This is a genomic window from bacterium, from assembly GCA_019695335.1.
Lineage (GTDB): Bacteria > CLD3 > CLD3 > SB21 > SB21 > JABWBZ01.
The window spans coordinates 1-20178 of sequence record JAIBAF010000036.1; the positions used below are offsets into that span (position 1 = coordinate 1).

Annotated in this window: 10 protein-coding genes; all 10 read right to left on the bottom strand. The window is 42.7% G+C overall.

Going from position 1 to position 20178, the window contains the following annotated elements; genetic code table 11:
- On the bottom strand, positions 1-1099 hold a 1099-nt coding region (locus K1X84_10340), incomplete at its 3' end, for an ABC transporter permease (GenBank protein ID MBX7152029.1).
- 73 nt (positions 1100-1172) lie between these two features.
- Positions 1173-3587, bottom strand: a complete 2415-nt coding sequence (locus K1X84_10345) for an ABC transporter permease (protein MBX7152030.1) — start codon at positions 3585-3587, stop codon at positions 1173-1175.
- A 26-nt stretch (positions 3588-3613) separates the two neighbouring features.
- Positions 3614-5980: an ABC transporter permease gene (locus K1X84_10350; protein ID MBX7152031.1), complete on the bottom strand. Its 2367-nt coding sequence runs from the start codon at positions 5978-5980 to the stop codon at positions 3614-3616.
- Positions 5981-6013: 33 nt separating this feature from the next.
- A complete protein-coding gene (locus K1X84_10355; GenBank protein ID MBX7152032.1) occupies positions 6014-6886 on the bottom strand; it encodes a prolyl oligopeptidase family serine peptidase in 873 nt (290 codons plus the stop codon).
- Positions 6887-6912: 26 nt separating this feature from the next.
- On the bottom strand, positions 6913-9324 hold the full coding sequence (locus K1X84_10360; protein MBX7152033.1) for an ABC transporter permease: 2412 nt from the start codon (positions 9322-9324) through the stop codon (positions 6913-6915).
- 47 nt (positions 9325-9371) lie between these two features.
- The gene (locus K1X84_10365; GenBank protein MBX7152034.1) at positions 9372-11783 is read right to left on the bottom strand and encodes an ABC transporter permease; all 2412 of its coding nucleotides are present in this window, start codon (positions 11781-11783) and stop codon (positions 9372-9374) included.
- Positions 11784-11792: 9 nt separating this feature from the next.
- Positions 11793-14183: an ABC transporter permease gene (locus K1X84_10370; protein MBX7152035.1), complete on the bottom strand. Its 2391-nt coding sequence runs from the start codon at positions 14181-14183 to the stop codon at positions 11793-11795.
- A 68-nt stretch (positions 14184-14251) separates the two neighbouring features.
- Complete coding sequence (locus tag K1X84_10375; GenBank protein ID MBX7152036.1) at positions 14252-15289, bottom strand: hypothetical protein; 1038 nt, start codon at positions 15287-15289, stop codon at positions 14252-14254.
- 38 nt (positions 15290-15327) lie between these two features.
- A complete protein-coding gene (locus tag K1X84_10380; protein MBX7152037.1) occupies positions 15328-17700 on the bottom strand; it encodes an ABC transporter permease in 2373 nt (790 codons plus the stop codon).
- 27 nt (positions 17701-17727) lie between these two features.
- Complete coding sequence (locus K1X84_10385; protein ID MBX7152038.1) at positions 17728-20145, bottom strand: ABC transporter permease; 2418 nt, start codon at positions 20143-20145, stop codon at positions 17728-17730.
- Positions 20146-20178: the final 33 nt, after the last annotated feature.

Here is a 20178-nt window from a genome sequence, read left to right on the forward strand (position 1 = left end):
GAAGAAGAAATTCGATCAATGCAAGCGCTATTGTAAGCGCGATCAATGTAATGATCATTGATTCACTGAGAAATTGACGGATCAACATGGCCTTACGTGCGCCCAGAACTTTCCTGACACCGACTTCCTTGGCTCGTTTGGCCGAACGCGCCGTTGCAAGATTCATGAAATTGATACACGCGATCAACAAAATGAAAATCGAAATTGAACCGAGCACGTACATCAATGTCATGCTGCTGTTCGGTGAGAGATCGTTGGTAAAATCCGATTTGAGATGAATATCCGTGACGGGTTGAAGAAAATGTGTTTTATGAAAACCCAAAGCAGCCAACTGTTCTTTGCCGTATTTATCAAGAAATGCCGGAAGTTTTGCTTCGAGCGCCGACGGATCCGTCCCGGGTTGCAGCATGACATAGCTGAACATTACATTATTACCGGCCCATTGCTGCATCGTGTTGAAATAAGCGCCCATGCCATCGCTGCTCATCGACATGAAGAATCTCGCCTGGATGTGGGAATTAAAAACCGGTTTTCTGAAAACGCCTGTGACTTTATAATCGGTTTTACCTGAACGTGTCCCGATCGAAACGGTTTGATTGATCGGATCGATAGCTCCGAATAATTTTGCAGCCAATTCATCCATAAGTACAACCGTATTCGGTTCAGTCAATGCAGTAGCGGGATCACCACCAATAAATTCATATTTGAAAATTTTAAATACATCGGGATCGGCCAAAAGTCCGCCGCCTTCAAAAAAGCTTTCCGTTCCGCGCTGCATGAGATATTTCGAAATGCCCGGCGCCCCCATTACCCGCGCCGATACCAAAACTTCCGGGAAATCACGTTTCATTGCGGCCGCCAACGGTGGCGGCGTTGTAGCCATACGACCGGTTCGTTCAGCCGAACGAATTTCCGTCGTAACGCGATAGATGGAAGCGGCATTGTCATGATGCCGGTCGAAACTACTCTCGTCGCGGATATACAACACGATCAATAAACAACACGTAATACCTATAGCCAAACCGGAAATATTGATCAAAGAATATGTTTTGTGCTTGATTAAGTTACGGAAAGCGATTTTTAAATAATTTTGAACCATACTTTCTCCTTTTACAACGCCAAGACGTAAAACAAAAAATTTTTTACCTCACATCTGACATTTGCGACTGCCTTTATTCATATTTTAAAGCATTGATCGGATTGCCTGTTGCAGCGCGAAAAGCCTGGAAACTGACCGTTCCCAAAGCTATAACGACGGTAACAATTCCGGCAATAATAAATACAGCCGGGCCGATAGAAATCCGGTACGCGAAATGATTCAACCAACTGTCCATCGCAAAATAAGCCAATGGCCACGCAACCAGATTGGCGAATACCACTAACCGGATAAATTCTTTAGACATTAATCCGACAATATTTGTAATGGTTGCACCCATGACTTTCCGGATTCCGATTTCTTTCGTGCGCCGTTCGGCCATAAAAGCAGCAAGTCCGATCAATCCCAGGCACGCGATGAACGTTCCTAATCCGGCAAAATATTCCAGCACTTGACTGAGTTGATCTTCGTTGCGGTACAATTGATCAAAATTTTCATCGATGAATTGATAATTAAAAGGCACATCCGGATCGTATTCGGCCCAACGCTCTTTTAAGAATTCAAGCGTAGCCGGTATATTTTCAGGCCGAATCCGAATGGAAAAATACCCGGAAAAATTCGGATTGACGGCGAAAACCATCGGCGCAATTTTTTCGCGCATCGATTCAAAATGAAAATCTTTGACGACTCCAACCACCCTTGAACGGCGATTACCGAAATTGACGCGTTTATTCAGTGCGTCTTCATTCGAAGTCCATCCCAACGCTCTGACGGAAGATTCATTGAATATTACGGCCGCCGTATCATCGGTGACAAATTCTTTCGAAAAATTACGCCCTGCAGCCATCGGCATGTCGTACGTATTCATATAATCATGATCGACCCAGACGTTGGCAATCCGGAAATTAACCGGCTTCATTTCACCACCAGATTCTACCTGCATATTAAAACTGTCAAGTAATCGCCCCGATGGAAAACGACTGCAGGAAGCAACCGAAACGATATTGGGATTTTGTTTCAATTGGTTTTTAACTTCTTCTTGTTTTCCACGAACACTTTGCGGAATCAAAACAGCCAGAACGTGATCCTGCTTGAAACCAAGGTCGGCTGTTCTGCAAAAATTAAGCTGGTTTTGAATAATTCCGATGCCGCACAATAATGCGATGGTAATCGAAAATTGTGTGATCACAAGCGTCGAGCGCAGCCAAGACGATCCTGAACCTTTGCTTAACTTACCTTTCAAAACCGTCACGGGCTCGAACGCTGACAGGAAAAATGCAGGATAGCTTCCCGAAATTAAACCGGTTAACAACGCAATCGCAACAATTGATGCCAGCATGAAATAATTATTTGTCGGATCGAGAGAGAGAGTTCTTCCGAAAAATGAATTAAAATACGGCAATGCAAGTTCAACTAGCCCGATAGCGAGAATCAGTGCAATAAAAGCCAATAAGATTGTTTCACTCAAAAATTGCCTGATCAGATCGTGCCGTCCGGCACCGACTACTTTACGAACACCGACTTCACGTGACCGATCGGCAGCCTTTGCGGTCGATAAATTCATAAAATTGATACACGCAATGAGCAGAATAAAAAACGCTACCGCTGAAAAAATATACACGTAAAGAATATCGCCGTTGGGCTCGATCTCCGAATCCAAATGAGAATGCAAGTGAATATCCGTGATCGGTTGCACTTTGAGCAAAGTAAAAGCACTGGCTTTTGGGATGTTTGGGTTGAGAACCGGCACATGTTTGTCAATAAATTTGACCAACTGTTGTTCGAACTCACCGGGATCCATTCCTTCGGGTAACAACACGTACGTCGGATAATTATTGGAGCCAAAATTGGTCATGAGCGAGCCTTGAGGTAATACCGTCTGCAGCGTCACAAATGAACCGAGGATATCAATATGAAAGTGAGAATTTTCAGGAATATCTTTGAGAATCCCAGTTACTTTCAGGTCAAGTTGGTCTTCGTAGTTAATAACTTTTCCTATCGGATCGGTTTCTCCGAAATATTTCTGCGCCATCGATTCGGTAAGTACAATGCTGTTGGGCTCTTTCAACACATTGGCTCGATCCCCTTTTAATAATTCAAAACTAAAAATATTCAGTACATGTTCGTCAGCCCAGAAAAAACGATTTTCAATGAACGTCTGTTCGCCTATTTTTAGTTTTGTGTTAAAATCGCGAAGCAATTGCGCAACTTCGATTTGCGGGAAATCCGTTCGTAACATCGGAGCAAAAGGCGGCGCAATAGGTCCCAGCCATAAATTGAGCTGACCGTCCTGATTATAAAACTGACGCGAAACACGATAGATCCGGTCAGCGTTCGCATGGTACTTATCATAACTCAATTCATACTGGACAAACAGCAGGATGATCAAACAACTCGCCATACCGACGGCTAATCCAAGAACGTTGATCGTCGAATAAGTTTTATGTTTAAGCAGATTGCGAAATGCAATTTTAAGATAATTTTGAAACATTAAATTTTCCTTTCGGCGATTCGGTATTATTCGCTATTCTTTAATACTTCTGATAAGTTAATCGTTGCTACGTTCCATGATTGCCGGCTCACCGCTATGCCCGCTGTGACAAAAATGATTGCATTGGCCATGACAAAAGGCATCAGACCCGGTGAAAAATTACCGGTAAATTGTTTTACCTGACTTAATAAAAGCTGGATGCCGACGACGCTGAGTGTCGTCGCCAAAACACTTGCAATAAGCATGGAAATCAGAAATTCGCGATTGATTAATAATAAAATTTGACGGGATGATGCTCCGAGCATTTTGCGGACCCCAACTTCTTTCAGATACCGCAAAAAATGCTGCGACGCCAATCCATATAATCCCAGGCATGCGATCAACAGAGCCATTCCTGCAACGTATCCGAATGTTCCCGATACCTTCGTAAAAGTTTGATAGAATCCGTCAAAAACTTCATTTTGAAAGAAGCGATTGATTACCACATTCGGAAAAAGATTTTTCCATAATTGATCGATCTGAGCACCAACTTCCTTCCCGGTTCCCGGGGCAAACCGAATAGCAATACAAGTGAATTCATTGTCATTTGCCCTGAAAAACGCAGACGGATATGTTGCGCCTGTTCCGAATAATTTAAAATCATCTACTACGCCGACGATCGTATATTTTTTCTCACCGATACGAATCGTATAACCAAGAGCATCCGGTATATTTTGTTTTTCAATAAACGCTTCGTTGACGATAATCGAGTTCTCATCCTCTACGCGTTTTTCAGGATCGAAAAAACGCCCGGATTTTAAATTAAGTCCAAGCGCTTCCGGATAACCCGCGCCAACATCAAAACGGAAAATATTTTGTTTTTCTTCGGCGTTTCCGAATATCATTTCTTGCCGCATGGATTGGCCGATATGATGAACAGAACCGGCGACCATCAATACATTAGGGTTTTTTACAATTTCATTTTTCAGAAGATCAAACTGCCGGCTCTCCGTCAGTTGTACGATCAGCGTCTGATCAGGATTATATCCCCACGCAAAATGTTTCCATTGCTGAGCCGCCGTCAAGAGAACGACCGTTATAATGACCGCCAAAAATGCTAACACAAATTGGATCGCCAACAGCCCGCGGCGTAATACATTTTTGCTTACAAATTTTTGACGTCCTGCAAATATAATGACGGGTTTAAACGACGAAATATAAAACGCGGGATACATCCCCGATCCTAAACCTGTAATCGCCAATAATCCGATCATCAATAGCCATAAACCGATATTGTTCGAGAAAGATACCAACGTTTTCAAGACCATAATATCGTTAAGCACAGGAACAAACAGTATTTCCGTCAACATCAATCCAACCGCTAAAGACAAAAAACAAAGCAAGAGATTTTCTGACATAAATTGTGCAATTAATTGCTCGCGGCGGCCACCAAGTACTTTCCGAATGCCGATTTCTTTTAAGCGTCTGGAAACTCCCCCTAACGAAATATTGACAAAATTAAAACAAGACACGGCCATCATAACCAGTGCGATGAGCGAGAACATGATCGTCAAAACAGGATGAAGCGCTTCCGCTGGCCGATTGATAACGTCATAAGCATTGGATGACGGATGACGGAGATTATCGAGTGTGAATGATTCGATCGGTGTATCTGGATTATTTGCATTGAAAAGCGAAACATATCGATTCAATTGTTGTGCCATAAAACTGGCATCTTCTGACCGGCGCAACTGAATAAAAATTCCGTCCGTTTTTGTTTTCCAATCCTGTGATTTCAGAATTTCATGGACCGGATGATAACCTGTCAGAAAATCGAATCGGAATCCGATATTATTTGGAAACGGTTCGGCCACGCCTGCAATTGAAAAACTTTCAGGCCGATCACTTATGATAAGCGACATCGTCCGGCCGATCGGATCAAGACCGGGAAAGTATTTTTCAGCGGCATCGGCACTCAGGATGAGCGCGTTAGGATCTTTCAGCGCCGACGGATCGCCATATTTCAGAGGAAAAGTAAATACCTGAAAGAAATCGACGTCCGCATACGTCATGGTCTCATCAAAAACATTTTCTTTATAAAAAGCTTTGGCGCCTCCGCGCTGTATACGAATAGCATGTTCGACTTGTGGAAAATCGGTCAATAGTGCCGGTGCAATGGGCGCAGGCGCATCGCCCCATGTTTGAATCTCACCGCCGGTATTGGTTAGGTATTCGACTATGAAAATACGCTCGCCGTTTTTATGAAACCCATCCAACGTCCAGTAATTCTGAAGAAAAAGGAAAACAGTGATACTGCAACCGACCGCTACTGACAAACCGACAATATTGATGACGGATACGGTTTTTTGCCTGAACAAATTCCGTAACGCAATTTTCAGATAATTTTTAAACATTGGCTCTCCGGATTAATTACACACCTTTGCAATTTACTTATTAAAAACTGCGGCAAGGCCGTAATTCATTGCTTCAGAAGGAACGGTAAAATGTCCTCCCTTATCAAAAACTCTTGTTGTCAATTTTAACTCGGAATAGTTTCTGCCCGTTATTTTTGTGATCATTGCTTTAACATTTTCAGGATGAAAATTTTCTCCTTCGTCTGATCCGAACGAAATAAACACATCAGCTTTTAATTCAGCGTTATTCTGGGAATACGTTTCTTCATCTTTGAATATTGCTTTGTTATCCCATGAAACTGTCGGACTGCTGATTATATATTTATTAAAAAGGCCGGTTTCTCTGAATAGAACATACGTTGCAAAAAGCCCGCCCATTGAATGACCTTCAATAACTCTGTTCTTTTTATCTGTTCTATAATTTTTATCCACAAAAGGAATTAATTCTTTTTTTAAAAAGGCCAGAAACTGGCCGGCTTTTCCCGTTCTCTGATCCTCAGGAATTTGCGTCGGAGAATAATCTCTCATCCTATTGTTTTTTCCTCCGGGACCGGAATTCAAGCTGCCATATCCAATTCCAACAATGATGATTTCCGGGATGTGTCCGCCCAATAAAAGATGAGGTGTTACTCCGCAGGCAACAAAATAGGCTATATCACCATCCAGTACATAAAAAACGGGATAAGTTGAATTTGAAGAAGTGTAGCTTGCTGGAAGTTTAACATATAAGTTAAAAGTGTCCTTAACTTCTTTCGAGTTAAATAAATAATATTCTGCGTTTTGATTGACAAAAGAGTGTTCAACGGATATTTTTTGCGATTGTGCGTTTAAATTCATCGCAACCATTAATGGGATTAAAAAAACCAGTTTTATTTTCATTTTCTCTTTTAAGCGTTTGGCACTCATGGCAACACCGTGGCTGTTTTTAAATCTTACTCATACTTCAATGCGTCCACCGGATTCGCTTTAGCCGCTTTAAACGTAAGATGACTAACCGTTATCAAAGCGATGGCAAGGGCTATGGCCGCTGATAATAGAAAACTGACTACGCCGATGTCGACTCTGTAAGCAAAATTATCCAGCCATTGACTCATTCCCCAATATGCCAAAGGCCATGCAATGGCGTTGGCTGCAATCACCAAGAAACTGATTTCTTTGGTCATCAGGCTCAAAACACTCCCTATGGTCGCGCCTAATACTTTACGGATTCCGATTTCTTTTGTTCTCTGTTCCGTCGTAAATGCGACTAATCCGTATAAGCCCAAACACGCGATGAAAATAGCCAGCGATGAAAATATCCCAAAAATCGTTCCGAGTTTTTCTTCGGATTCATATTGACGATGGATCTCATCCTCCAGAAACTGATATTCGAAAGGGTGAGCCGGATCAAGCGCTGTCCAAGTTTTATTAATGAAATTAAGCGTCTCTTTAATATTGTTTTGCTTTAAACGAACGACTATGGTTTCATATTCATCAGACGGCATAATGTGAAATACGGCTGGTGCAATCTTTTCTCGAGCCGCCTTGTAATGAAAGTCATTGACCACGCCGATGATCATGCCTCTTTTGGGATTATTCTGACCATGCCCCAGCCACGCCAGTTGTTTCCCCAGAGCTTCTTCAGGCGAACCCCATCCAAAATCTTTAACAGCCGTTGAATTAATAATGAACATACTGCTGTCCGTCGGCAAATCCTGTGAAAAGTCTCTTCCTGCAGCAAAAGTAACTCCCAGCGTTTTAAAATAATCGAAATCCGTTTGGAACGTGTAAACACGTTTTCGATTGGCGGCATCGGTGATCCCTTCCGGCAATACACCGGTGGTCCACCAATTATCGCTGAATGGAAAAGTAAAAGCCAGCGTCGCTTGCGCGATATCGGGATTACGAAGCAATTCGCTCTTCAACGTCGCTGAGAACTGTTTGATTGTTCGCGTCAAAGGAATGGATACGACACTTTCTTTGTCAAACCCCTGTTTCATTTCCCGGACAAATTCTAGTTGGGAATGAACGATTAACGTTGCAAAAATGAGCCCGATCGAAATTGTAAATTGTGAAACGACCAGGATTTTACGAAATAAAGAGCCGGCGGATCCTTTCGAAAAAGTTCCTTTTATGAATTCAATCGGTGCAAAACGGGAAAGAAAAATAGCCGGATAACCGCCGGCAACCACTCCGATAATCAACGCAATGCCCAGAAAACTTAACATCGTTTCGATGTTTTCAAAGTAGTCGAAGGCGATATTTTTTGAAGATAAGGTATTGAAAATCGGTATGAACAATTCGACCAATCCTATTGCTATGACGAGCGAGATGGCCGCCATAAGAATCGACTCGCTCAAGAATTGCCCGATTAACTGTGGCCGGCCTGCGCCAACCACTTTTCGCACGCCGATTTCTTTCAATCGTCGTTGCGATCTGGCCGTCGCTAAATTCATAAAATTAATACAAGCAATAATAATGATGAGGAAAGCAAGCACCGAGAAAAGATAAACGTACATAATCGGGCCTAATTGACCTTCTTGGTTTTCGAAATCCGAATGCAAATGGATATCGGTCAATGGCTGGAGAATCAGTCTAGGCATGGGATCATTCTCCATAGGCGGCACATGCGTTTTTACAAATGCCGTAAATTTTTGTTCCAATTCGGATGCCGTAGTTGAAGGACCCAATAAAACGTAGGTATGAAATCCGAAATCCCACCATTCTTCCAAACGCCCTTTGCTCAAATTTGTAAACGGAATGATGAAGTCGGGGCGAAAATGTGATGTGTAAGGAATGTCGTTAAGAACCCCGGTTATTTTGAATTCGATTAGATTGCCTCTTAATTCGATGGCCAATGTTTTGCCGACGGGGGAAGTGTCTCCAAAATATTTCTGAGCACTGGATTTACTTAAAACTATAGAATGCAGATCGGCCAGCGCAGTTTCAGCATTTCCATCCGACAAACTAAAACTGAAAACCCGAAACAGTGAAGGATCGCTGTAAAAAAATCTTTTTTCATAAAAGCTGTTCTCACCTACCTTGATCAGCACTTTGTCGTACGATGAAGTAACGCGTACAACTTCCTCAATTTCCGGAAATTCTTCTTTCATGGCAGGGCCGATCGGCGGAGAGGTTTGAGAATATTGTTTTGGTTGACCTTGTTCAATAAATTCAGAATTGACACGATAGATTTTGTCCGCTTTTTCATTGAATTGATCATAAGAACACTCATCGTTCACAAACAGCAATATCAAAATGCAGCACGCTGTCCCAATGGCTAATCCGGTAATATTGATCGAAGAATAACCGGTGTGTTTCACCAGGCTTCTAATGGCTACTTTCAGATAATTAAAAACCATCATACACCCTCTCTCGTAATAAAATTATGGATAATTGAAATTATATAATCTTATTCGTATTTCAGTGCATTTACCGGATTCGATGTCGCGGCTTTGATTGCATGATAACTGATGGTCAAAAACGCGATGGCTAAAGTCATAACGCCCGCCATTGCAAACATCATCCAATTCAATTCTACACGGTATGCAAATGATTCCAGCCACCACTTCATGCTAAAATAAGCGACAGGCCACGCAATGAGATTTGAAATCAATACGAGTTTTACAAGTTCCGCCGACAACATCCTGACAATTCCAGACACGGTGGCTCCCAAAACTTTTCGTATGCCAATTTCTTTGGTGCGTTTTTCACTCGTGAAAGCGGCAAGTCCGTAAAGGCCGAGACAAGCAATAAAAATGGCCAGTCCTGCAAATACACCGAAAATTTGACTTAGTTTTTCTTCCGCTTCATATTGTTTGCGTAAACCGTCTTCCAAAAAACGATATTCAAAAGGACGGTTGGGGTCGAATGCCTTCCATGTTTTTTGAAGAAATTCGAGAGCGGATGCTGTAGAATTCGGGCGAATCCGTACAGCGATACTTTCAAAAAATCCTTCCGACCCTAAAATAAAAACAGCCGGATCGATTTTTTCACGAAGCGATCGGTAGTGAAAATCATGAACGACACCGATAATTTCCTGCGGCTTGGAATTTTCAGGACCTTCCGCCATTGAAATGAATTGTTTCCCAACTGCACCATCGGCGTTGCCCCAACCAAATTCTATAGCGGCAGATTCGTTGATAACAAGTTTGTTTTTATCAGTAGGAAAATCTTTTGAAAACGCCCGGCCAGAAGCCATGGAGGAGGATAACGTTTTAAAATAATCCTCATCAACATAGTATGCATAAAATCTTTTTTCGTGCCCGGGTTCGGCGCCATCGGGACGACCCACGCTCACCCACCATCCTGACTGACCCGGCAGCGAATTACAAAAAGCCGCATCAAGAACATCTTGCTGGACAGTGATGGCACTTTTAAAAGCCTGCAATTGAGTCAAAACAGTTGAATTGCGCAAATTTAAAACAATCACATGTTCGCGATCAAAGCCGAGATTTTTATTACGAATATAGTTTAGCTGGGAAAACACAACGACAGTACCGACGATCAGCGTGGCTGAAATTAAAAATTGAACCACGACCAACCCCTGGCGTAATTTCGCTCCGCCCGTTCCCATTACCTGCCGATCCTTCAAAACATCGATAGGGTTAAACCGGGATAAAACAAATGCAGGATAACTTCCTGCAAAAAAGCCTACTAATAACGTCAGTATGACCAATCCTGACATCCACGACCAATCTGACAATAAATGAACTTCCATCGCCCGACCGGCAAGAGAATTGAATAACGGCAAAATTAATTCGACTATACCAAGCGCAATGATCAAAGCCAACGTCGCCAGCAGTAACGACTCGCTTAAAAATTGTCGGATCAATTGAAAACGAAATGCCCCGGCGGATTTCCGTACTCCTACTTCTTTGGCGCGCCCAAGAGAACGTGCGGTGGAAAGATTCATGAAATTGATGCAGGCGATCAGAATTATGAAAATTGCAAGCGCAGAAAACAAATAGACATAGGCCAAGTTACCAAAGCTCCCGTCCGAATTGGAGAAATCAGAATGCAAATGAATATCGGTCAAAGCTTGCAATTGAATCGATGGTTTGCTCATACCGGGAAGACGGGGATTCGGCATTCTTTGACGCATAAATTCTGCCATTTTCTGATCGACGATTTCTTTGTAAGCATCTTCACGTAACAGCACATAGGTATAAAATCCGAATCCTTGCCAATTTTCACGACGTTGGACTTTTTCATTTTCAAAACTGATCATCAATGCCGGTTGAATGTGCGAAATGACAGGAATATCTTTCAAAATACCTGATACAGTGAAAGTTTTCATTTTGCCGTTGATTTCGATTTCCAATGATTGACCGATCGGATTGGATGAACCAAAGTATTTCTCAGCCAGGTCACGGTTAATTACAACGGACGATAAATCATTCAACGCTGTTTGAACATTGCCCGACAACAATGGAAATGAAAAAATCTCGAATATGGAGGGATCGGTGTAAAACAATTCATCTTCATAAAATGATTGTTCTCCTTTGTGAACCAAAACATGGCGGCGAGGTCCCATTCGCACAAAATTTTCAATTTCCGGAATATCGGTTTTTAAACCGGGACCGATTGGAGGCGACGTAACCTCGACTAAATTCGTTTCACCGCGATCGTTAAATTCGGCTAGTACCCGGTAAATGCGATCTGACTTTTCGTTAAAACGATCGAAAGACAATTCGTCTTTTACATACAGCATGATGGCCATACAACACGCCATGCCGACAGCAAGACCGGATAAATTGATAATGGTGTGTGTTTTGTGTCTGGTAAAATTGCGGAAAGCAATTTTTAAATAATTTTTGAACATGCTTTTCTCCTATTCATACCGTAATGCATTGACTGGGTTCGCCGAGGCTGCACGATAGGCTTGTAATCCGACTGTTCCCAGCGCAATAAACAGCACTAAAACGCCTGACAGCAAAAATACATCCGTACCCACCATAACTCGGTATGCAAAATTTGAAAGCCATTGCTGCATGGTATAATAAGCTGCAGGGAAAGCAACCAATCCTGAAAACAGAACAAGTATCAGAGTTTCCTTTGAAAGCTTATACACGATGGATAATTCGCTAGCTCCTAACACTTTCCGCACACCGATTTCTTTTCTCTTTTGTTCCGTTGTGAACGAGGCAAGACCAAAAAGTCCCAAACAGCCAATAAAAATTGCAATCAATGCGAATACTTCGAACAGGTTTTGTGTATTGCTCGCGTTCCGGTAATTGTTTTCAAAATACTGGTCAACAAAGCCGTAATCGAACGGCTGAGAAGGCAAAAGTCTTTCCCAAACCGATCGGACAGCTTCTACACCATCACTGATTCCACCGGAATTTAGCTTAACGAGTATAAACTTTACGCCGCTCTGGCTCGCATACATAATCATCGGTTCTATTTTAGCGTATAGTGAAAATCCATGGAAATCCTTTACGACGCCAATCACCGAAACTGTTTCATTCCCAAAATCAAATTGTTTTCCAATGGGGTCACCCCATCCCAACTCTTTGACAGCAGTTTCATTAACTACAACGCCGGAAGCGGTGTCTGAGGCAATCCCTCGTTGAAAAACCCTTCCTTTAACAATCGTTAGACCCATTGTTTCAGCAATTTCATAATCAACTGGAGTAAACCGCATCGTTAGGCTTTGCTGACCATCGGTGCCTGCCACACGAACAGTACCATTGGAACCACTGAGCAGTCCAATGCCTCCGGCGGCTGAAACATTCACTGCATATCCTTCTGAAATTAGCTTAGATTTTAACAACGGATATTTATCGCGAATTGCCTGATTGCGGATAGGAAGATACAGGACCTGATCTTTTTCAAAGCCAAGATCTTTATTATAGACATAATTCATCTGCTTCATAACCAAACCTGTACAAACAACGAGCATTAAGGCGATGGCAAATTGAAGGAACACCAACCCTTTTCGTAACAATACTCCGCGGAGACTGGTGGCGAAAGTGCCTTTCATCGTTTCGACGGCCTGATAAGCAGAAAGAACGAAAGCCGGATAGATGCCGGCAAGAAAGCCGATAACAATGGTTATGCCAAGCAACCCTGCGAGAAAGAAAAACTCGAAACGATAGTCAATTAGAATTTTTCCACCCATAACAGATTTGAAGGCCGGAAACAATGCTTCTACTATTATCTGAGAAAAAAACAACCCCAGAAAGGCCAGAATGACGGCTTCGATAATAAACTGAGTTATAAGCCTCCCACGGCTGGAACCAAGCACTTTACGGATGCCGACTTCTTTTGCTCGCCGCAGCGATCGTGCAGTGGCAAGGTTCACATAGTTAATGATTGCAATAACAAGAATAAACACTCCGATTGCCAGAAAGAGCGCTAACGTATTAATATTGCCTTGGTTATTATTCATTGGTTGATAGAGCAACTGTCCTGAATACAAATGGATGTCCAAGAACGGCTGCAAGTAGTAGTACAACTTATCGGTTGGATCCGGCTGAAGATGTTTCCTCCTTGTCGCCGTTACTTGCTTTTCCACTTCTTCTCGTGAAGCACCTTCTTGCAACAGCACGTACGACGCCAAGGCGTTTGCATTCCATGATGCAAAATAAGCCGGTTCTTGCGCGCCCACGGGAATTGGCATCAACATCGAAAAGACCAAGCTCGAATTACCCGGATAATTCTTCATCACAGCAGTTATTTCATATACATCAGTTCCACCCGGGTGCTCCAACGTGATAGTATGGCCTACGGCTGCTTCGGAACCAAAATATTTTTTTGCAGTTTCTTCATCGATGATAAGTGAATAGGGTTTTGCCAGCGCCGTGGTCTTATCCCCCGAAATAAATTCAATGTCGAGTACTTTTAATACCGCAGGATCGCACACGACAATGCCGCTTTCGATAAAACGCTTCTCGCCTGCCGAACAAAGCGTCGAATTGAAATTGTACAAACGAAACGCTTGTTCGATGGCCGGCACATCATCCAACACTGCTGGAACCAGTGGCGCGGGTGTTACAGCGTTGTGATAGGTCCCGAGATTAGGTGACTCGGCAACTCCAACGACTCGATATATTCTATCGGCTTTCGCATGAAATGTATCATAGCTGATATCATTCATCGCATAGATCGCCACAAACGTGGCGCAAGCAATACCAATTGCTAAACCTAGAATATTGATCGAGGCGTACATTGGATTACGACGCAAATTGCGCAGCGCTACTTTTACATAATTGTCAAACATCGGACCTCCATGAAGAAAGTACGGTTAAACTATTTTTATTACAGTTTTGACCATACTGCTGTTCTGTGTTACCATTCCGTCAATACATCAATGATTGCTTCGTTTTTCATTCCGGCATCTTTCATTTTACGCACTTTGGATGCCGTGATTCCGTGAATACCCATCTGAACAATTTCGTCAGTCGTAAAACCAAGTTCTTTCATTTCACTGACAAAGCCAGGACGGAGTCCGTGAATGCCGAATTGCACAATATCTTCAACGGAAAAACCTTTGTCACTCATTTCACGGATGAAGCTTGAGCGAAGGCCATGAATGCCAAATTGTATGGCTTCATCGACGGAATAACTCATGGCTTTCATATCTTTGATAAAATCCGGTCGTACACCGTGAATGCCGATTTGAACAATTTCATCGGTATCAAAGCCGAGCGCTTTGGCTTCCCGGATGTAAGCAGGTTTCAAACCATGGATCCCGTATTGAATTGTTTCATCGAGATTATCCGATAAGCCATCCATATCTTTGATGAACGACGGTTTAATACCGTGAATCCCAAGTTGAACTATGGCGTCTACATCGCAGCCTTCATTTTTGGCATTTTCAATAAAATCCTTTTTGATTCCATGAATGCCGAATTGAACGACTTCCGAAAGACGGTATCCTAAAGGAGCCAATGTTTCGACGTAATCCGTTTCTACATCGCAGACGGCCAAATCAAAAATCTCACTGTCTTTGACGTTCTTGTAACCCCATTTGCTCAGATTCATCGCAAACGCCTCATCAGGAACAAATACGTACTTACCGGAAGCTTTACCCTTGCGGCATTCCCCGGTAAAATAAACCGTGCCCTGTTTAAAAGGCATGGTAAAAGAAATTTCACCGTCGTCGTGTCTGGCTTTGGATTTGTCAAGGCCTTTAAAACGGCTGTAGGAAATCCCTTGAAACGTTGTCATAGACTCTCTTTGATCAGGCCGCCTCATGGTCAATGAAATTTCGCTGCCGCTGAAAACAGCTTCCCAAGTGCCTTGGAAACCGTTGTCAGCCGCATAGCCATGAGCAGCGGCCGTGATCAAAAGAGTAAGCAGGGAGAGAAATATTTTATAGCGCATCTAAAATTCCTTTCTAAAATCATGGACATTAAAAACGATCATTCATATTTAATAGAATGAATTGGGTTGACGACTGCAGCCTTGACGACACGATAGCTGATCGTCACCAGAGCCAGAAACAGCGACAATCCGAGCGTTGCGACAAAAACAGACCATGGAATGTCAACGCGATAACTGAAATTTTCCAGCCAGCGGTACATGACGTAATAGATCAGCGGCCACGCGATCATGTTGGCTATGATGACATAAAAAAGAAAATCTTTTGAAACCAGGAATAAAATGTCATGAATGCCGGCGCCCAGAACTTTGCGAATACCGATTTCTTTCGTACGTTGCTCCACGGTCAGCGAAACCAATCCGAATAATCCGAGGCAAGCGATCACTACCGCCATCAAGGTAAAAATCCTTACCAGAGCCTGCAGTTTCATTTCAGATTGGTATAACGCAGCAAACGAATCGTCGAGAAAATAATATTCAAACGGAACGTTGGGCCGGAGGCTTTCCCATGTTTTGCCAATAAACTGTAATGTTTCCTGGATTGAATTGGCCGTCAGACGAACCGATATATAACTGTAAAGATTGGAAACCGGATTTAAATGAATCGCCGCCGGTTCGACATCGTTGTGTAAGGAAGCAAAATTAAAATCTTTAACCACACCGACGATTTTCCCACTGCGCTGAAAACCCGGGAATTCGACGTTTTTACCGACTGGATCGGTATAGCCAAAAAGCGCTTTGGCTTTTTCATTAATTAAGAATGCTCCGAGTGAGTCTGATGGAAAAGCTGTTGAAAAGCTTCTTCCTTCGGCCATTCGCATACCGAAAGTTTCAACAAAGTTAAAGTCTGAAACGATAACCCGTAAAGCATATTCGGGTTTTTCGGCTGCTTCCGGACGAAGCAGTTCGATCATCACACGCTCGCTTGGAATAGTCAGCGATGCCGAAACATTAGAAACCGCCGGATTTTGCGACAAAATATTTTTGAAAGTATTGTAATCAGGTTGAGCGATCTGGCTTGCAGGAATGATCAATACTTGTTCTTTGTCTAATCCGATATCTTTATTCTGAATAAATTCGAGCTGTTTGTAAACAATACTGGAACCGATGATCAGTATGGTCGAAATAACAAATTGAAGCACTAAAAGTGTTTTCTTCAAACCGCGCACACCGATGGTTTGAGAATCCATAACGTTTTGTTTCAAAATATGGGCCGGCTGAAATTTCGAAAGAAACAACGCCGGAAATAATCCCGCAACGCATCCCACTAACAGACTAAATACGGCAAAATACACTAAAGCCATCGGTTCAAATAACGATTGAATACCCGATCGAATGGTAATCGTATCGGACAAAAATGGCGTCAGGATTTCGATCAAAATTAACGCCGATACTGCGGCACTAAGCGCCATCAGAATCGATTCAGTCAGAAATTGGCGGATAACCTGATCCCGCAATGCCCCAAATGTTTTCCGAAGACCGACTTCTTTGGCACGTCGCATAAATCCGGCTGTTGCCAGGTTAACAAAATTGAAAACAGCCGTCGCCAGAATAAAAAAAGCGACGCTGGTCAGAATTAATAAATTGGATGAGTCATTGCCCGGCTCGATTTCTTTTTCACACTTTGAATACAGATGGATATTTTCAATCGGCTGAAGTTTTACGGTCGATGGTTGAGTTGAGCCTCCGAAAAGTGTTAAATCCCGTTCATCAAGAGTTTTCGCGACCTTTTTCTCCAACGCAGCAACGTCGACACCCGGTTTGATCAGAAGATACGTGTACATAATACTGATCCCCCATTGCACTCGTACATTGTCTTCAGGAATTTGCAACGTACTCATGGAAACGAGGTAATCGAAAGTGAAATGCGACTTCGATGGAACATTATCCATAACGCCGGTAATCTTGTATTCGGTGGAATTGGCTCCTAATTTCAAGCTCCGGTCGATCGGATTTTCATCACCAAAGTATTTGGATGCCAATGCGCGGGTGAGTACGATAGAGTTAGGGGCATTAAGCGCCGTTTTCGGGTCGCCAGCAATGACTGAATATGAAAAAACCTCAAAAATGGAAGCGTCGGTGTAAAAACCTTTTTTTTCTATAAAATGCTGATCGCCATTGGTAAAAATATTTCTTGGGATCTTATAAAACCGCACAGCCTGCTCGACTTCAGGGAAATTATTGCGGATATACGGTCCGAGCGCCATACGGCCGGCAGCCCAATTATCTTCTTCGATCCTGTACAGCCGATCGGCATTAACATGGTAGCTATCAAACGTCATTTCATCATAAACGTACTTTGCGATAATTACGCATGAAGCAATGCCAATCGCCAAACCAAAAATATTGATCGCCGAAAAAATTTTATTTTTCAGCAACGTCCGAAAAAAAAGTTTAAAGCTGTTTTTGATCATACTTTGACTGTAATTAGCTTTACGATTTTATTCATATTTCAATGCGTCGACGGGATTGGCCGTAGCGGCACGAATCGCGCGATACCCTACAGTCAATGCAGCGATTGCAAGTGTAAACGTAATGGACATAACAAAAACCCCGGGACCAATCGCAATCCGGTAGGCAAAATCTTCGAGCCAGCCGTTCATTGTGAAATAAGCAATAGGCGCCGCAAAGACAAACGCGATCACAACCAATTGCACGAATTCTTTTCCGAACATCATCAGGATATCCGATACGCCCGCGCCAAGGACTTTCCGAACTCCGATTTCTTTTGTTCGTTGTGTAGCAATAAAAGAAATCAGTCCAAACAGACCCATTGAACCTATGAAAATGGCTATTCCTGAAAAAATACGGAAGAGATTGGATGCTTTTTCTTCCTGTTTGTAAAAGTCGTGAAGAGTCTCGTCAATAAAGTGACGTTCAAAAACATATTCGGGATAAACATTGCTCCATGCTTTTTCAATTTGAGCCATGACCTCGTGGCTCGAATTCATCGCGATTTTAAAACTGGCTTCGTAATAGCTGTTCCTGCGTGACGTGATCAGGCATGGCGACATATTTTCATGCAAAGAATTCATATTAAAATCTTTCACGACGCCGACAATTGGTATATCCATTCCTGCCCAGAAATTGATGACTTTACCAATAGCATCCTGCGGTGTAGCCATTCCAAGTTTTCGAACCGTTGCTTCATTGACGACGAATTCTTTTACGGTATCGCTGGCCGACAAATTGCGCCCCGCTAATAAAGTCAGGCTGTAAGTCGGAATGAAATGATCGTCAGCCGTTTTGATATCGGCGTTATGCTTTTGAATTTCTTTTCCGTCATTATAACGAAAATTGGATGTCCAGCGATTACCCGATGCCGCGCCGGAGTAGCCAAAACAAAAATCTTTAATACCGGGAGTATTGGTCAATTGAGCGCGAAGACTTTCTAATTTGATTTTTTCATTGGTCGGCAGCGGTACGGTTACGACCGCTTCTTTATTAAATCCAAGATCCATTTGTTGCAGGAACTGCATCTGCATCATTACAATAAATGTTCCGATAATGAGTGTCTGTGTAATGGCAAACTGCAAAACGACCAATCCCTTACGTAAATAGATCCCTCCGCTGTGATGAGAAGTAATTTTTCCTTTGAGAGCAATCGCCGGTTGAAAACGCGACAGCACAAAAGCCGGATAAAGTCCTGATAGAAGCGTCACAAAACCAATAACCGTAAGTAAAAAAACCGGTATTATCGAATCAGTAAAAGGATGAAAAGTAACTTTCAATTCCAGCGCTTCGGTCAGAAATGAAAAAAACACCTCCGTCAAAACTATAGACACGATAGCAGCCAAGGATGTAATGATAAACGTTTCTCCAAGCAATTGACCGATCAATTGAGTGCGTTGGGCTCCCAGTACTTTTCTCACGCCGACTTCGCGCGAACGCGTAACGGCTTGAGCCGTGGCAAGATTGATGAAATTAATACACGCCGTAACGATCAAAAATACGCCGATGATGGCAAGCGCCAGCAAAGAACTTACACTCGTTGTGCGATCGGAAAAATTGCCGTATCGTGTATCGTAATGGATCGTCGACAATGGTTGCAAATGATAAACCCGCACTTCGGCAGGATTATCGTTTTTGAAATACTTGTTAACAAATTGAGGGAGACGGCCTTCTAATTCAGACGGGCTGTTGTTTTCATGAAGTAGCACAAATGTATTGACGTTACTACTCGTATTGTTCCAGCTTGTAATATCAAAGCCGCTGCCCGTTTTACCGATACTGCGCAACGTCGCGTACGAAATCAGGATTTTGAAAGGGAAATCCGAATTGGTAGGAAAATCTTTTATCACGCCGGTCACTTTAAGATCGCGTTCATTGTCCATGCGGATGACATGCCCGATCGGATCTTCACCCGGAAAATATTTGGTGGCTATTTCTTCTGCAAGAACTACACTATTAGGTTCAGACAAAGAATTACCTGGCGAACCGATTTTCCATCCGAAATCGAACATATCAAAGAATTCCGGCTCGATGTAAACAATGCCTTCGTTTTCCTGAAATTTCTTCGGCGCTCCATTATCTTCCGTAATCGTAATGAGACCGGAGCGTCTAAATTCACATACCGTAACTTTCTCGATATCAGGAAAATCGGTGCGCAGAGCCGGAGCGAGCGGCGATTGCGTACCAAAATCATACAATATACCATCGGGGTGAGAGCGGTCGGTATTAACCCGGTATAAACGATCTTTTTTAGAATGAAAATCATCGAACGTCAATTCAAATCGAACGATCAGGAAAATCATCAAGGCGCAAGTAATACCAAGCGACAATCCGAGTACATTGATAAGCGTATAACTTTTATTGCGGTTCAGTTTTCGTAATGCGGTTTTGAAATAATTTTTAATCATTCGTTGATTCCTTTTCGGATATGAAACTTTTAA

Excerpts from the sequence above, each read along its gene's own strand:
- K1X84_10345 (MBX7152030.1), bottom strand. The coding sequence starts at position 3,587 with ATGTTTCAAAATTATCTTAAAATTGCATTTCGCAATCTGCTTAAACAT.
- K1X84_10350 (MBX7152031.1), bottom strand. The coding sequence starts at position 5,980 with ATGTTTAAAAATTATCTGAAAATTGCGTTACGGAATTTGTTCAGGCAA.
- K1X84_10355 (MBX7152032.1), bottom strand. The coding sequence starts at position 6,886 with ATGAGTGCCAAACGCTTAAAAGAGAAAATGAAAATAAAACTGGTTTTT.
- K1X84_10360 (MBX7152033.1), bottom strand. The coding sequence starts at position 9,324 with ATGATGGTTTTTAATTATCTGAAAGTAGCCATTAGAAGCCTGGTGAAA.
- K1X84_10365 (MBX7152034.1), bottom strand. The coding sequence starts at position 11,783 with ATGTTCAAAAATTATTTAAAAATTGCTTTCCGCAATTTTACCAGACAC.
- K1X84_10370 (MBX7152035.1), bottom strand. The coding sequence starts at position 14,183 with ATGTTTGACAATTATGTAAAAGTAGCGCTGCGCAATTTGCGTCGTAAT.
- K1X84_10375 (MBX7152036.1), bottom strand. The coding sequence starts at position 15,289 with ATGCGCTATAAAATATTTCTCTCCCTGCTTACTCTTTTGATCACGGCC.
- K1X84_10380 (MBX7152037.1), bottom strand. The coding sequence starts at position 17,700 with ATGATCAAAAACAGCTTTAAACTTTTTTTTCGGACGTTGCTGAAAAAT.
- K1X84_10385 (MBX7152038.1), bottom strand. The coding sequence starts at position 20,145 with ATGATTAAAAATTATTTCAAAACCGCATTACGAAAACTGAACCGCAAT.